The 13,574-nt window shown below is 45.3% G+C and carries 12 protein-coding genes; 5 read left to right on the top strand and 7 right to left on the bottom strand.

Features of this window, described 5'->3' with window-relative positions; genetic code table 11:
• Positions 1 to 150: 150 nt before the first annotated feature.
• Both Q3O60_RS13555 and Q3O60_RS13550 read left to right on the top strand, forming a co-directional pair.
• The gene (locus tag Q3O60_RS13555) at positions 151 to 381 is read left to right on the top strand and encodes a hypothetical protein (RefSeq protein ID WP_305894476.1); all 231 of its coding nucleotides are present in this window, start codon (positions 151 to 153) and stop codon (positions 379 to 381) included.
• A 2-nt stretch (positions 382 to 383) separates the two neighbouring features.
• The gene (locus Q3O60_RS13550) at positions 384 to 1,232 is read left to right on the top strand and encodes a hypothetical protein (protein ID WP_305894475.1); all 849 of its coding nucleotides are present in this window, start codon (positions 384 to 386) and stop codon (positions 1,230 to 1,232) included.
• A gap of 425 nt (positions 1,233 to 1,657) precedes the next feature.
• On the opposite strand, the gene Q3O60_RS13545 is transcribed toward Q3O60_RS13550, so the two are convergent.
• The gene (locus tag Q3O60_RS13545) at positions 1,658 to 2,476 is read right to left on the bottom strand and encodes a hypothetical protein (protein WP_305894474.1); all 819 of its coding nucleotides are present in this window, start codon (positions 2,474 to 2,476) and stop codon (positions 1,658 to 1,660) included.
• The gene (locus tag Q3O60_RS13540; protein ID WP_305894473.1) at positions 2,476 to 3,666 is read right to left on the bottom strand and encodes a hypothetical protein; all 1,191 of its coding nucleotides are present in this window, start codon (positions 3,664 to 3,666) and stop codon (positions 2,476 to 2,478) included. The genes Q3O60_RS13545 and Q3O60_RS13540 overlap by 1 nt, the downstream gene beginning before the upstream one ends.
• Positions 3,667 to 3,900: 234 nt before the next feature.
• Between Q3O60_RS13540 and Q3O60_RS13535 the strand changes: the two genes are divergently transcribed.
• The gene (locus Q3O60_RS13535) at positions 3,901 to 4,584 is read left to right on the top strand and encodes a superoxide dismutase (protein WP_305894472.1); all 684 of its coding nucleotides are present in this window, start codon (positions 3,901 to 3,903) and stop codon (positions 4,582 to 4,584) included.
• Between the two features lie 70 nt (positions 4,585 to 4,654).
• Here the strand turns inward: Q3O60_RS13535 and Q3O60_RS13530 are convergent, their stop codons facing one another.
• The 3 genes from Q3O60_RS13530 to Q3O60_RS13520 form a co-directional block, all read right to left on the bottom strand.
• The gene (locus tag Q3O60_RS13530; protein WP_305894471.1) at positions 4,655 to 5,707 is read right to left on the bottom strand and encodes an MJ1255/VC2487 family glycosyltransferase; all 1,053 of its coding nucleotides are present in this window, start codon (positions 5,705 to 5,707) and stop codon (positions 4,655 to 4,657) included.
• A gap of 21 nt (positions 5,708 to 5,728) precedes the next feature.
• A complete protein-coding gene (locus Q3O60_RS13525) occupies positions 5,729 to 6,256 on the bottom strand; it encodes a phosphatase PAP2 family protein (RefSeq protein ID WP_305894470.1) in 528 nt (175 codons plus the stop codon).
• Positions 6,257 to 6,358: 102 nt separating this feature from the next.
• Positions 6,359 to 8,251, bottom strand: coding sequence for a tetratricopeptide repeat-containing diguanylate cyclase (locus tag Q3O60_RS13520; RefSeq protein WP_305894469.1), 1,893 nt, complete (start codon positions 8,249 to 8,251; stop codon positions 6,359 to 6,361).
• A 227-nt stretch (positions 8,252 to 8,478) separates the two neighbouring features.
• Here Q3O60_RS13520 and Q3O60_RS13515 point away from each other — a divergent pair, with 227 nt between their 5' ends.
• Entirely contained in the window at positions 8,479 to 9,615 is a 1,137-nt protein-coding gene (locus Q3O60_RS13515; RefSeq protein WP_305894507.1) for a 1-acyl-sn-glycerol-3-phosphate acyltransferase, read from the top strand.
• 71 nt (positions 9,616 to 9,686) lie between these two features.
• On the opposite strand, the gene cspE is transcribed toward Q3O60_RS13515, so the two are convergent.
• Positions 9,687 to 9,896, bottom strand: coding sequence for a transcription antiterminator/RNA stability regulator CspE (gene cspE, locus Q3O60_RS13510; protein ID WP_305894468.1), 210 nt, complete (start codon positions 9,894 to 9,896; stop codon positions 9,687 to 9,689).
• Positions 9,897 to 10,251: 355 nt separating this feature from the next.
• On the opposite strand from cspE, the gene Q3O60_RS13505 reads away from it, so the two are divergent.
• Positions 10,252 to 12,321 (top strand): prolyl oligopeptidase family serine peptidase, encoded by a 2,070-nt coding sequence (locus Q3O60_RS13505; RefSeq protein ID WP_305894467.1) that lies wholly within the window; start codon positions 10,252 to 10,254, stop codon positions 12,319 to 12,321.
• Positions 12,322 to 12,400: 79 nt separating this feature from the next.
• Here Q3O60_RS13505 and ald read toward each other — a convergent pair whose 3' ends face one another.
• Positions 12,401 to 13,519: an alanine dehydrogenase gene (gene ald / locus Q3O60_RS13500; protein ID WP_305894466.1), complete on the bottom strand. Its 1,119-nt coding sequence runs from the start codon at positions 13,517 to 13,519 to the stop codon at positions 12,401 to 12,403.
• Positions 13,520 to 13,574 lie beyond the last annotated feature (55 nt).

Genomic DNA, 13,574 nt, shown 5'->3' with positions numbered 1-13,574 from the left:
TTTTTGACTAAAAAGGTATACAAAAGAGTTAAGAGGGAATTAAGTTGCCTGACTTTTGAGGTTGGTATCAAAGGGTGCGATAAGAGATTATTACTTAAATAACCCCCAACTTTAACGGATACTTGCTGGCTTGACTTTTGGAGAAATAAAATGCCTAAGTGGTTAAAAATATTATCTTTTGATGTATTCTCTTCTGGCGCTGGTGTAATGGATCAAGACGAGTTCGAACGAGAATTGCTCGATCTTATAGACCACCATAAAGAATTCAGAATCCATGATAATGGTACTATCTCTATGAATTTGGAAAATCCTGAGGCGCAGAAGCGGTTGATTGAAGAAGTTCGCAAGTTTGAGAACTTTGAAGTTGTAGGCCGAGTGTAAAAGTGGGTTATGGTGCTTTATTTTTAGTACTAATATTTGCAGCCGGATATATATATTGCTGGGTTACACCAAAAAATCGCTACAAAATACTACGAATGGATGGTTATTCTCTTTATTTCTATATCGGAGTATATGGCGTTTTCATTTGCTTATTGGCAGTGTCAATAATTGCAGTTTTAGATATATTTAATGTCCCATCTAAAATCTTTCCTTCATGGGTGTCTTACGTAAAAAATTTACCTGAAACTACATTAATAGCTAGCTCTTTAGTTAAGAGTTCTTTGTTATCACTTTCTGTAGTTTTAATCGTTTATATTTTTTCATTAATAAAAAAAATAATTTCTACCTGTACAATTAAACGAAAATACAGATTAGCCTTGAGTATTGCACTTACAAGTGACTACGAATATATTTTATATGAGTCGACTTCGAAATACAGATCAATACTTATAACTCTTGAGTCGGGTAAGGTATATGTAGGTATCGTGTATAACTTTGATCCCATGGATGGTAAGGCAGAGTTCATAACCATCATGCCGCTGTTAAGCGGTTATAGGGATAAATGTCAGGAGGTTAAGTTTACAACAAATTATCATGAACACTATAAAAGTGAGCTTGGGCATCTTGCTGCTAAAATGGATAACCCAGAGACTATTCGGTTAATGAAGGGATATGTTATCATTATTCCTGCAGCGCAAATAGTTTCAATTAGCAGGTTTGACATTAATGCATACAGAAAATTTATGAAATCGAAGTTTAATTCTGATTCATATGCTTATAGTATCAAATCTGGGTATGATTTTTTACCTGACAATAAGTTTGCTTATCCTAATGAAAAGTTTCAATTTTAAAAGTCTCACTTTTATGAAAGTTATTCGTGTATTATATTAGCATGTGCCTGCTATTTAGAATTATTTACCTTACAAAGCAAAGCAGCTAGTTTTTATGTTTACCCGAAAACTCAATACACAGATCATCTAAAGTAGAATTAAACTTCTCTTCATTTAATGCTACACGATAAAATTTTTGTTGACTTTGAATTTGTGTGTGCAGCCTTTACTAGAGTCAAATCATCGGGTAAGAGTCCTATGATTATCTGTGCCTATCTTACTGCTCTGCTTAGGGTTACCAACCAAGCGCAATAGAAAAAGGTTCTAACTTAATTCTCGGTAACATCAATCACGCCGAAGGTTTGGTTGGTGTTACGCTTAGCATCAACTACTTAAACCGGTATAACATTGCCGGTGGACAACGTTGGTCTAATTCATGATAAAGACTATACTCCACTCTGTAATAAACGGCTTTCTTCCATCAACAAAGAGACCCTTACATTTTCGAGTATTTTTTGCTGCGCTTTTTCTGCATCTTTCTGCCAAGCTTTCTCACTTGGATTATCAACTCTGTGTTTAAAGCCTATTGCCAGGTAAAACTGACTACTAAGCGGTAGGCAGTAAAAATCTGTTCGTGTCGGATGCCGGTCATACTTTTCCTGATAGTACACCCACTCAAAACCTTGTAGGGTAACCAGTTTCGCTGGTTGTAGCTCTGGGTAGCCATAATTGTTTATCCGGCCTTGCAGCTCGTCGCGGTAGCGCTCTTCAGTGAATGGTGAGCCTCTGGATGCGCGAAGCTCCGCATATTCTTTTAGTTCAGACTCAATTTCAGTATTGCGGCCAAGGCCATATTCGCCAATTACTTCTGAGTTGTAATGCTGATCATGTTCATTGATGACATGCTTAGCTAGTGCTTGGCGGTCAAGCGCATCAAAACCTTCAGGGACTTTCTTTAACCAGACGTTTAACCACAGCCAGCCGTATTCACCGCCATCAAAACGCACGAGAGGAGCTAAGTAACACCAACCATGGGTTAATATCGGTACGAACTTATGCTGGTCTTTCTGCTGTTGGTATTGCTCAAACCAACCGTTAGAGCGAAACGGGTAATTAACCTGCTTGGGTGGCTCATCAGAGCCAATATTGGAGTAGGGCAACGTAAGTTGAACAGAGAACTCTTCCAGTAAAAAGCTGAGCTTGTGCAGTCGGTTGAAATCAGGGCCGCCAGCGAATCCCTGCCACCAGTTTTTTAGAGGCTGCATTAGCTGACCTTTCCTGTATGTTTATTAATGTACTTTTGCACCTGAGCAGCCTTTTTGTGCTGACCAAACATTAGCAGCTGTTGTTTATATGTCTCTATGCCCAAGTATGGCAGGGTATGAGGGCTTACGCCGGGCTCGGAGTCTTTACCCAAGACCAGACCACAGAATTTAATGCTACGGCATAAGCTGCTGGCTGACAAATCGTTACCACCGGCTAAGTTTGGTACAACATCAAAAGGGTTGTTTCTTACTGCTACGATCTTGATGCCTACGCCATTGGCCAATTGCGTTAATTTGCTAACGTTTGCGCCACTGCCATGAATAGTTAACTGTTGGCGGTGCAATAGGCCACCATAATGCTGGCGATAATGAATCAAGGCAGCATTAAATACTATCGCCCCTTGGCTGTGTACTACCCATTTTACGCTTTTTCCCTGCTGTTGAACCTGTGCAAGTACCGCAGCCAAATGCTGGGCATTATGTGACTTGGAGCGGCTGGCTTTGTCGAATACGCACTCAGCCAGATCCAGCTTCCAACCATCACTTGGGTTGTGAAACAGGGTATAAGCGGCAATGCCGTCGCTTTGATAGGCCGCATGAGCATGAGCCCCCATTAACCAGGCTGCTTTTCGCTGATCGTTCTGCATACCGTTAACAGCAGCATGCTCGGTATTTACCTGATGCACCGGAGTTCCTTCATCCCAGGCATCTTGTAAACTGTTAATGTCGCTTTGTGATGCAGGGCCGGTGTAGTTGTTTGGATTTTTACGCTTAACCTGATAAAGCATGGTGCGTTCTGCCGCTGCATTGCCAGATTTTGCACCTTGCAGCGACTGGTCAAACAGTATGTCGTCAATTACCACCTGGCCACTGGTTGTTGTGCGGTATTCAATCAGATAGTGATAACAACGGAATGGGTAACGGGTGCGGTAGATTCGACGCAACGGATTTAAACTGTGTCTGGTTGAGTATGTCGAACCCGGGTAACGGGTGACATAATCAATCTCTTTCATCACCTGCTGCTGATCGTAATCATTGAGGCTGGCTAACATTAATAAAGCCTGATGGGTGAGTTGCCACTGATTGTTTAGATAGTGTGACGGAAGGCGAATACCATGTTCCTGGGCAAGGTTCTTGTCTAAACCGGTATAATTAAAGGCTTGGGTTTTCCCTGTGTGAATCCAGCTCATGTGCTATTCCTTTCCTTGTATACGATTACTTTTGGAAGGTATCATAAATCAGGAATTATACGCAAAGGTTACATTTACTTTTCTTTTTTTATCTTAAAACCGCAAAACCAATCATATGTTGAATTTTGATATTAACTGAAACATCCCGCATACTCATCCATTACGTTGTTTCTGCTGTATAATGTATAGTTGTTGTTTTGTCATCGTTTTTTCTTAAAAAAGGAACTGAGTCTGATGTTTAAATCGCTTTCATTGTCAGGATTATTGTTGGCCGTATCGTTACCGGCTCTCGCAAGTTTTAATTTAGCCCCCTTACCTTATGCCGCTGATGCGCTGGAGCCTGTGATTGATAAGGCCACTATGCAAATTCATCATGGCCGTCATCATCAGGCTTATGTGAACAACCTGAATGCTCAAATTACCAATTATCCCGAGCTGAAAGATATGGATTTAGCTCGCATGATGCAGCGGATGCCGGAATTTAATACCGCTGTACGAAATAATGGCGGTGGCCATTACAATCATCAATTGTTCTGGCAATTGATGGCGCCGGTTGGTACTGGTGGTGAACCATCTAAGGCGTTGCAAGCGGCTATTGAGCGCGATTTTGGCTCGATGGGTGAAATGAAAAAACAGTTTAATCAGGCGGCGGCAACCCGCTTTGGCTCTGGCTGGGCCTGGCTGATTGTTAATGAAGACCACAAGCTGCAAGTGACCTCTACCCCTAATCAGGATAACCCGCTGATGCCGATGGCTGATGTGAGAGGAACACCTGTGCTGGCATTGGATGTGTGGGAACATGCCTACTACTTACAGTACCAAAACCAGCGAGGTAATTATGCCGATGCCTGGTGGACCGTAGTGAACTGGCATAAAGTAAATAGCCTGTTTGAACAAGCACTGGCCGCTACTCACTAGCAACCAAGCTGGTGAAAACCAAGTTGTGGCAGATGTCTCATATTGCTTAACCCCAGCTGATGGTGATTTATCAGCTGGGGAGCTGGATGGTTTTTGGGAAGTTGGTCTGCTGCCATAGTGCATCATGAAGTGGTTGATGGTTGCCCCAGTTGCCTTGCAACACCCAATCCACGATGGCTTCAGCCACTTTGGGATAGCGTACTGCTTCTTGCGATTTGGTCCCCAACCAGCCAATAATACTTTGAGCATCCAGTTTGGACATACTGTGGCAGAGACCCAGTTGCTGCAGAGTTTTCACGTTGCTCTGTTGTTCAAATTGGCCTTGCAGTGGTTTGAGCAGCAATTTTTTGCCCAGAGTCAATGCTTCAGAGGGTAGTTCAAAGCCACCATTGGCAATCACGCCCTGACAGCGGTGTAAGTCGGCTTGAAAATGCTCGTGAGACAATGGCTGTAAACTCAGGTTATCTTGTTCGATGGCATCTTTTTGTTCCGGGTGATAACAAACAAAACGCTGGTTCTTGATACGCAGCAGCAACTGACGGATAGTGTTTAAGTCTTCAAAGGGTAAATACACCAAAATAAACGGTTCGCTACTGACATCCATACCAGACTTACAGTGTACTATTGGCGGCAGAATAGGTTGGTTAAAATGATACCAGTGCAATCCGATGTAATAATTGGTAGGTGCGAAGTGTTTCATCACCAAGCGATCCATCGCATTCATACCCACCTTAGGAACATCGAAGCGAAATGCATTTTGGTGGCTGATGCCAATGCTGGGAATTTTTTGTTTTTTTGCCGCCCAGGCACTGACCGGCTCAAAATCATTTAATACCAGATCATAACCGCTAAGATCCAGCTGGCGGATCTCACGCAGTAACTGGGCCGGATTATTCTTGAAGACCGTTTTTAATAGATTGATCTGGCCTTGTTCAGTGTAAAACGTCAGGCCGCGCCGGGTCTGATAAGTACCAAATGCATCCATGGAGAAATAATCATTGTGGCTACGGCCTGAGAAGATAAAATCGACCTGCACTTGTTGTTTGCTGAAGGCTTCTGCCATCGCGCGAGCGCGAGCAATATGCCCATTTCCTGTTCCCTGAACGCCGTACAGTAGCTTCATGATGACCTCAAAATTGCGACTTCAAACTGCCATGATTAGCAATGCGCCTTGAGCACAAGCAATGCCAAGCAGGGCACCAATTAAAACATCTGTCATAAAATGCACACCCAGTAGAATACGTGATAAGCCGATGAGTGCTGCCCAACATAGTGCGATCACATAAAACTCAGGGTAAAAATTACCGATTAGCGTGGCAATAAGAAAAGCTGCGGCCGTGTGGCCAGAAGGCAAACTATAGCGGTCGCTTGGGGTAATAAAGCAGGTTAACAGCTCAGACAGCTCTTTAGGCCGACGGCGACGAAAGCTATTTTTAGCCAACCAGTAAATAGGCAGATGAATGGCAAAAGCGAGCAGACCAGAACGGAAAAACTGCCCTTGGTCTTGATGATCCAACCACCAGATCAAAAAGCCCAGCACAATATAGAGATGGCCATCACCGGTACGTGATATCACTTTGCTGATGCTGGCCACTTGACGATTAAATCGATGTCGCAAGCAGAACAACGAAAATGCTAAGTCGAATTCTGCAATGGGTTGTATCGCACGCATGTTAAGCCCTCCGGTTGAGAACACATGACAGAATGTGACTCTACTTTAGGCGGGCTGCATGACAGAATGATGACATGACCGCAATCCGGTTGCGGGATGCTATCAGCTAGCGAAATCCTGAGCGGTGGACAGTCGATTACGCCCCTCGGCCTTGCTATGATAAAGCGCCTGATCAGCACTCACTAACATGGTTTCAGCGCTGTCAAAGCCTGTATAACTTGTGTAACCAATAGATACGGTGGTGCGATAATCATTTAATTCGAGAGTGGTGCCTATTTGTGGGGTATGCGACCGAATAGCCTCCAGAACTTGTTTGGCATCTTCCGCATTGGTGTGAGGCAGAATAACCAAAAACTCCTCGCCACCAATACGGCCGACCACATCAGTCGAGCGGGTATGTTCCTGACACAAGCGTGCAAATTTCTGTAAAACCCGGTCACCAACGGCGTGGCCAAAGCCATCATTGAGCTGCTTGAAATAATCCAGATCGAGCATAGCCACCGTCAGTGGGTAGTGGTGGCGTTGTGATAGTTGCAATTGCTGTTTTAATAAGCCGAGTGTATGGCGTCGATTGGGGAGCTGAGTCAGCCCATCAAAATTCGCTAACTGCTGTAGTTTTTTGCGCTGCAGTAGCACATAGCTGATTAAAAATAAGAGTAGAGCGATGCCAATGACCAAGCCTGCAAGCCATCCAATCAACATACGTTGGTGTTCGGTTTGGCTGTTTATAATGGTTTGTTGTAATTCCAGTTCTTTTTGCAGCAGTTGATTCTCAAACGCATTGGTATCCAGCTCATACTGGGCACGCAGTTGGTGCAATAAATGGGTACTGCGTTGGTTGTTTAGCTCACTTAAGCGCTGACTAGCCTGACGATACAATCGATAAGCCTCAGCAGGGTGGTTACTGGCAGCCTTCCACTCAGCTTGTAATTGCTGAATATGTGCATGTTGGATGGGCATATGCTCGGCATCACCGTACGTAAAGGCTTTTGTTATATGCTGCTCAGCCAGATCCAATTCTGATTGCTGTAATGCAATGACGGCAAGGCTGCGGTGAATATCAAGCAACATATACTGATTGTCTGCTTTACTAAAGGTTTGCAATGCACTCTGAAGCATAGCTTTAGCCTCTTCAAAGTCTTGTCGCTGAATATGAATACTTGCCAGTTCCTTTTGCGCGTAAGCCACGCCCTGATCGTCACCTGCCTCTGCAGCCAATTGCATGGATGCGTTTAGTAAATCGATCCCTTGTTGATGATTGCCAAGATTAATCTGGGCTTTTCCCAAACCATATTGAGCAATGCTCACTTCGACGATATTGCCCTGAGATTGGTGAAACTCTACGGATTCTTCAAAGTAAGGTATAGCCAATTCATCTTCACGACGGTACTCATAGACCAAGGCAATATAGCCAGCGATATGGCCTTTACTGAGCATGAAATCTTCGGCCGGCGCCAGTCTGTATGCCTGCAGCAAGTCTTGCATTGCTGCGACGTAATTCACCAGGCTAAGTTGTAGTATGCCTCGAACCACTAAACCGTGGATATACAATGCCTGATGCTGATTGTGTTTAGCCCACTCGATCGCCGACTCGGTGATAGGCATACCATCCGCTGGTGTACCCGCTAAATCCAGTGCTGTGGCTTTCGTCAGTTGCAGCATATGGTAGAGCCATGGTTGTTGCCCGGCTGAAAACAGTTGCAGAGCTTGTTCAATGGTTTGCAATGCTTGATGGGGGTATACCAAGACCGTTTGCAGCTGCGCCTGCAGATACAACAGTTGCGCTTTATCCAGAGGAGAGTTTACCTGCTCTAACTGGTGTGTAATGCGTTGTTGGGTGACTTCTGGCTCTTGCTGGCTGGCGCGGTATAGCGCCTGATAATCATCGGTAAGCGCCGTCAGGGTAGATTCAGTGGCCTGGCTGTAGCAAGAAAATAAAAGACCAAGCCCAAATATAAGTATTGGCTTGTGTCTGAACCAGCTCAAAACGTACATGATTAAACCCTATTTCAGGCTGAAATTTAACCATTATCATAACAGCCGCTTTCCTGTCAGCACAATTTATCTGCTTGAAATATCTGCACCTTGAGGCTGATTAAGGAAATAACAGCGATTCATCTTGTTTTACCGGCTAACGATTTGTATTTTTTACATCTACTCTGGTCAAATCAGCAGGAGTCAGTAGAATAGTGCCTTTCATTCATGACCGAAGTTTACGCATGATGCAGACTGAGCAAGACCCTTTTGTTGATATTCGCCCATACAATGATAGTGAAGTAGCTGGTGCTATAGAGCGCTTGATTGCTGATCAGGATTTCATTGACGCTATTTTGCATTATCGCTTTCCTCATCTTTCTGGCCCCTTGGGCTGGTTGCTGTCACCGATATTGAAAGTGGTATTGAAACGTAAATGGGCTCGATTAAAAACGGTGAAAGATGTGCAATTGCAGGTCTCTCGCTACATGAAAAGTACCATGGCGAATACAACGGCTGGCTTTAGTTACTCTGGTGTGGAGCAACTCAAAACCGATCAAGCGTACTTGTTTATTTCTAATCATCGTGACATCGCCATGGATCCAGCCATTGTCAATTGGTGCCTGCACAAGTACGGCATGAATACGGCACGGATTGCCATTGGTGATAACCTCTTGAAAAAGCCCTGTGTCACTGAGTTGATGCGTTTGAATAAGAGTTTTATTGTGCGCCGCTCGATGAAGGGGCCGCGTGAGATGCTCAAAGCTTTATCTCAATTGTCTGCTTATATTCATCATTCGCTCGGTAGAGAGAAACAATCAATTTGGATTGCACAGCGCGAAGGGCGGGCAAAGGATGGCAATGATGTCACCGAAGCCGCTATGCTGAAAATGCTGTATATGGAAGGGCGTAAGCAGGGGATTTCATTTGCTGAGGATATTGGTCAGTTGCATATCGTGCCAGTAACCATCAGTTATGAGTTCGATCCGTGCGATAAAGCAAAAGTTCGCGAGCTGGTGCTAAAACAAACACAAGGGCATTACCAGAAAGGTGAATTTGAAGACATCGATAGCATCATACAAGGGATTGTAGGCTTTAAAGGACGAGTGCATGTTGCCTTTGGCCAGATGGTGCAACCCAATGTAGACTCACCGGATGAACTAGCGGCCGCTTTGGATACAGAAATCTATCGCAATTACCGTTTATTCCCGATCAACTATCTGGCGGCTGGTGTTGAGCATGAAAGCATCACCGAGCAAGACAGATCGCAGTGGCAGCAAAAGCTGGCAGAGCACTCTGAAGCTGAGCAGGCATGGTTGCAGACCATGTATGCAGCGCCGGTTAAAAAACAACAAAAGGCAGCGGAGCCCGTGACGGAAGACTAACCGTTATTGTTGCCATAAACAGCATAAAAAAAGGACACCGAGGTGTCCTTTTTTCGTAAATTCGTAGTGTCTTAAAGCGGGGTAACGTTCGCCGCTTGTGGGCCTTTTTGGCCTTGTTCGATTTCGAACGATACACGTTGGCCTTCAGTCAGAGACTTGTAACCGTCGCTTACGATAGCACGGTAATGAACGAAAGCGTCAGCGCCACCGTTGTCTGGAGTGATGAAACCGAAGCCTTTATCGGCGTTGAACCATTTTACGATACCAGTTGATTTAGACATTATATGTCTCCTGAAAAAATTAAATTTAAATGTATAACGCGCTATGCGTTGGTAGCCGGCAAAAATGTTACGTATGTGGCCAACCAGCGTGAATCTTCAGGGACATGACTTACTAATGAAGCTGTGCTGCGAAGTGTTCAGGAACAAGTTGTACATAGGTCTGCATTACAGGCCAAGAGTTATCATAACAGTAATTATTCGAATGTATAGTAATTTTTGGGTCTTTAGCCGCTGTATTTCTGGCATTTCTTCTTATAAAAGCAGACGTTAAACGCAACCAGCGTAGGCAGGCAGATGAAATCGTGTTAATTTCGGAAGGTGTATTAAATTAACATAAAAAATAAAAGGCCCTCGTATGACATTAAAATTTGCATCTTCATTGCTTAGCCTGGTGGTTGTATCCGCCATGGTTCAGGCAGAGCAGGATCCTTACCTTTGGTTGGAAGAGGTTCATGGCGAACGTGCTATGGAATGGGTTGAGCAACAAAATGAAATGGCTCAGCAGGAGTTAGCACAATCTGAGTTGTATCAGCTCATGTACGATCAGACTCTTGAAGTGCTGGACTCCGATGATCGTATCGACTTTCCCAGTCGACAGGGAGAGTACCTGTATAACTTTTGGCGCGATGCCAACAACCAGCGTGGTTTATATCGCAGAACTACGGTAGAAAGTTATGCCAGCGGTAAGCCAGAGTGGCAGGTGGTATTAGACATTGATGCATTGGCGGCGGCTGAAGATGAAAACTGGGTGTACAAGGGAATGTCGTGCTTGTACCCGGATTATCAACGTTGTTTGGTCAACTTATCACGGGGTGGCGCCGATGCGACAGTAGTGCGTGAGTTTGATAAAAACTCCATGAGCTTTGTTGAGGATGGCTTTACCTTGCCAGAAGCAAAAAGCCGGGTTGGTTGGATCAATCAAGATAGCCTCTATGTTGCCACAGACTTTGGTGAAGATAGCCTGACAACCTCCGGTTACCCAAGGGAAGTGCGGGTTTGGCATCGAGGTGCCGATTTAGCAAAAGCTCCAGCGTTATTTAATGGTGATGTTGACTCGGTAGCCGCTGGCGCCTACCGGATTTTTACCGCGACTGCGAATTATGATGTGGTGTATGAATCGCCCAACTTTTATAGCAATAAAATGTGGTTACGTCACAACGACGAGTTGCTGGCCGTACCAAAACCAGACAGCGCGACCTTACGCACTATTTTTAACGATCAATTGATCCTGATGTTGCGTGAAGATTGGTCAGAACATGGCTTTAAACAAGGTTCACTGGTGGCGATGCCAATGTCGTCTGTCCATAGCGGCAAAGCCGAGGCCAGTTTAGTGATGGCTCCCACGGAGACCATGAGTATTCAGGGCGTAACGCGAACCAAAGATCATCTGTTGATCACAGTATTGCAGGATGTGACCAGCCGGGTATTCAAGCTGGAAGCATCTGAGCAAGGCTGGCAAGTGCAGGATTTAGAGTTGGCAGACAATGCCAGTATCTCGGTATTTAATACCGATGAAACCGATAATATTTTTCATTATACCGTCAATGGGTTTTTAACCCCGACGACATTGATGCAAAACGATACCGCAACGCTGAAAGCCAGTCAGCTACGTCAAGCACCGAGCTGGTTTGATGAAGCTCGCTTCGATGTGCAGCAGTACAAAGCCAAATCAGCCGATGGTACTCAGGTGCCGTATTTTGTAGTGAAAGCGAAAGATGTTGAGCTGAATGGTAAGAACCCAACCTTGTTGTATGGCTATGGTGGCTTTGAAGTCTCGATGCGACCTTCGTATTCAGCAGTGCTTGGTCGTAATTGGCTGGAGCAGGGCGGTGTTTACGTACTGGGAAACATTCGTGGCGGTGGTGAGTATGGCCCGGCCTGGCATCAGGCTGCGCTTCAAAAAAATCGTATGCGGGCTTACGAAGATTTCTTTGCAATTGCCGAAGATTTGATTGAACGTAAGATCACCGCGCCACAGCACCTGGGGATTAAAGGTGGTTCAAACGGTGGTCTACTGACGGGGGCTGCCATGGTGTTACGGCCGGAGCTATTTAATGCTGTAATCAGCCAAGTCCCTTTGCTGGATATGAAGCGCTATCATCTGTTATTGGCTGGCGCATCATGGATGGCCGAATATGGTAACCCGGATGATCCTGAGATGTGGGAGGTGATCAAAACTTATTCGCCTTACCATAATCTGCATAAGGATAGGACCTATCCGCGGGCCTTTTTCTACACCTCAACCCGTGATGATCGAGTTCACCCTGCGCATGCGCGTAAAATGGTAGCTCGTATGTTGGAACAAGAACATCCGGTGGTCTACTTCGAGAATATTGAAGGAGGGCATGCCGGTGCCAGTGATAACCGGCAAAGTGCTCGCATGGCTGCGTTGGAATACAGTTACTTATGGCAACAGCTTAAGTAGTCGCTCAATCATCTGAGTTGATTAACTCCATAAAAAAGCCCGGCTTCTTAAGCCGGGCTTTTTCGTTGCAAACCTTTATTTAACCGCGAACGGCTACTTTAGGGTCGACAAAGTCAAACTTCAGTGCTTCAGCAACGTACTGATTGGTGACGTGACCGCGGTAGACATTCAAACCGTTCATAAGGTGCTCATCGTCCAATAATGCTTGCTTATAGCCTTTGTTGGCCAAACGAATGATGTACGGTAAGGTGACGTTATTCAGCGCAAAGGTTGAGGTACGAGGCACAGCGCCAGGCATGTTCGCAACGCAGTAATGCACGACATCATCAACAATATAGGTCGGGTCAGCATGCGTCGTCGCTCGTGACGTTTCGACACAACCACCCTGGTCAATGGCCACATCGACAATGGCCGCACCTGGCTTCATGCGTTTAATGTGTTCAGCAGTAACCAGTTTCGGTGCTGCTGCGCCTGCTACCAGAACGCCGCCAATCACCAGATCAGCCGCCAGTACTTCTTTTTCCAGCGCATCAGCTGTCGAGTACACCGCTTTAACGGCACCGTTAAATTGCACATTGATGCGGCGAAGTACATCAACACTGCGATCCAGTACTGTGACATCGGCACCTAAACCTAAGGCCATTTGTGCCGCATTGGTGCCAACCATACCACCACCAATAACAACGACTTTCGCCGGTGCTACGCCTGGTACCCCGCCTAATAACATGCCTAAGCCACCGCAGGATTTTTCCAGTGCGCGTGCACCTGCCTGAATCGACATGCGGCCAGCAACCTCAGACATTGGGGCCAACAATGGCAAACCACCTTTGCTGTCGGTAACGGTTTCATAGGCAATGCAGACGGCTTTGCTTTTGATTAAATCTTCAGTTTGTGGCAAATCGGGTGCCAGATGCAGGTAAGTAAACAGGATCTGACCATCACGCAGCATGGCACGTTCAACTGCTTGTGGCTCTTTGACTTTGACGATCATATCCGCTTTGGCGAATACCTCAGCGGCTGTTGTCAGCACTTCAGCACCTGCTTCCTGATAATCTTCATCGGTAAAACCAATACCGATACCAGCATGATGCTCAACGCAAACCTGGTGACCGTGTTGAATCACTTCACGAACACTGGCAGGTGTCATACCCACACGATACTCGTGATTTTTAATCTCTTTTGGGATACCAATTAACATGATGATTGCCTTACTGTAGGGTGGTAAAATTTGGTGCTAGTATATAGCTAATTTT

It is taken from the genome of Alkalimonas collagenimarina (genome assembly GCF_030717845.1).
In the GTDB taxonomy this organism is placed as follows: Bacteria; Pseudomonadota; Gammaproteobacteria; order Enterobacterales; family Alteromonadaceae; genus Alkalimonas; species Alkalimonas collagenimarina.
Note: the sequence above shows the minus strand (reverse complement) of the source record. Positions and strands in the feature narration are given on the sequence as shown.

Bases quoted from the DNA above. Each gene is read 5' to 3' on its own strand.
- Q3O60_RS13555 (WP_305894476.1), top strand. From the start codon at position 151: ATGCCTAAGTGGTTAAAAATATTATCTTTTGATGTATTCTCTTCTGGC.
- Q3O60_RS13545 (WP_305894474.1), bottom strand. From the start codon at position 2,476: ATGCAGCCTCTAAAAAACTGGTGGCAGGGATTCGCTGGCGGCCCTGAT.
- Q3O60_RS13540 (WP_305894473.1), bottom strand. From the start codon at position 3,666: ATGAGCTGGATTCACACAGGGAAAACCCAAGCCTTTAATTATACCGGT.
- Q3O60_RS13535 (WP_305894472.1), top strand. From the start codon at position 3,901: ATGTTTAAATCGCTTTCATTGTCAGGATTATTGTTGGCCGTATCGTTA.
- Q3O60_RS13530 (WP_305894471.1), bottom strand. From the start codon at position 5,707: ATGAAGCTACTGTACGGCGTTCAGGGAACAGGAAATGGGCATATTGCT.
- Q3O60_RS13525 (WP_305894470.1), bottom strand. From the start codon at position 6,256: ATGCGTGCGATACAACCCATTGCAGAATTCGACTTAGCATTTTCGTTG.
- Q3O60_RS13520 (WP_305894469.1), bottom strand. From the start codon at position 8,251: ATGTACGTTTTGAGCTGGTTCAGACACAAGCCAATACTTATATTTGGG.
- Q3O60_RS13515 (WP_305894507.1), top strand. From the start codon at position 8,479: ATGCAGACTGAGCAAGACCCTTTTGTTGATATTCGCCCATACAATGAT.
- cspE (WP_305894468.1), bottom strand. From the start codon at position 9,896: ATGTCTAAATCAACTGGTATCGTAAAATGGTTCAACGCCGATAAAGGC.
- Q3O60_RS13505 (WP_305894467.1), top strand. From the start codon at position 10,252: ATGACATTAAAATTTGCATCTTCATTGCTTAGCCTGGTGGTTGTATCC.
- ald (WP_305894466.1), bottom strand. From the start codon at position 13,519: ATGTTAATTGGTATCCCAAAAGAGATTAAAAATCACGAGTATCGTGTG.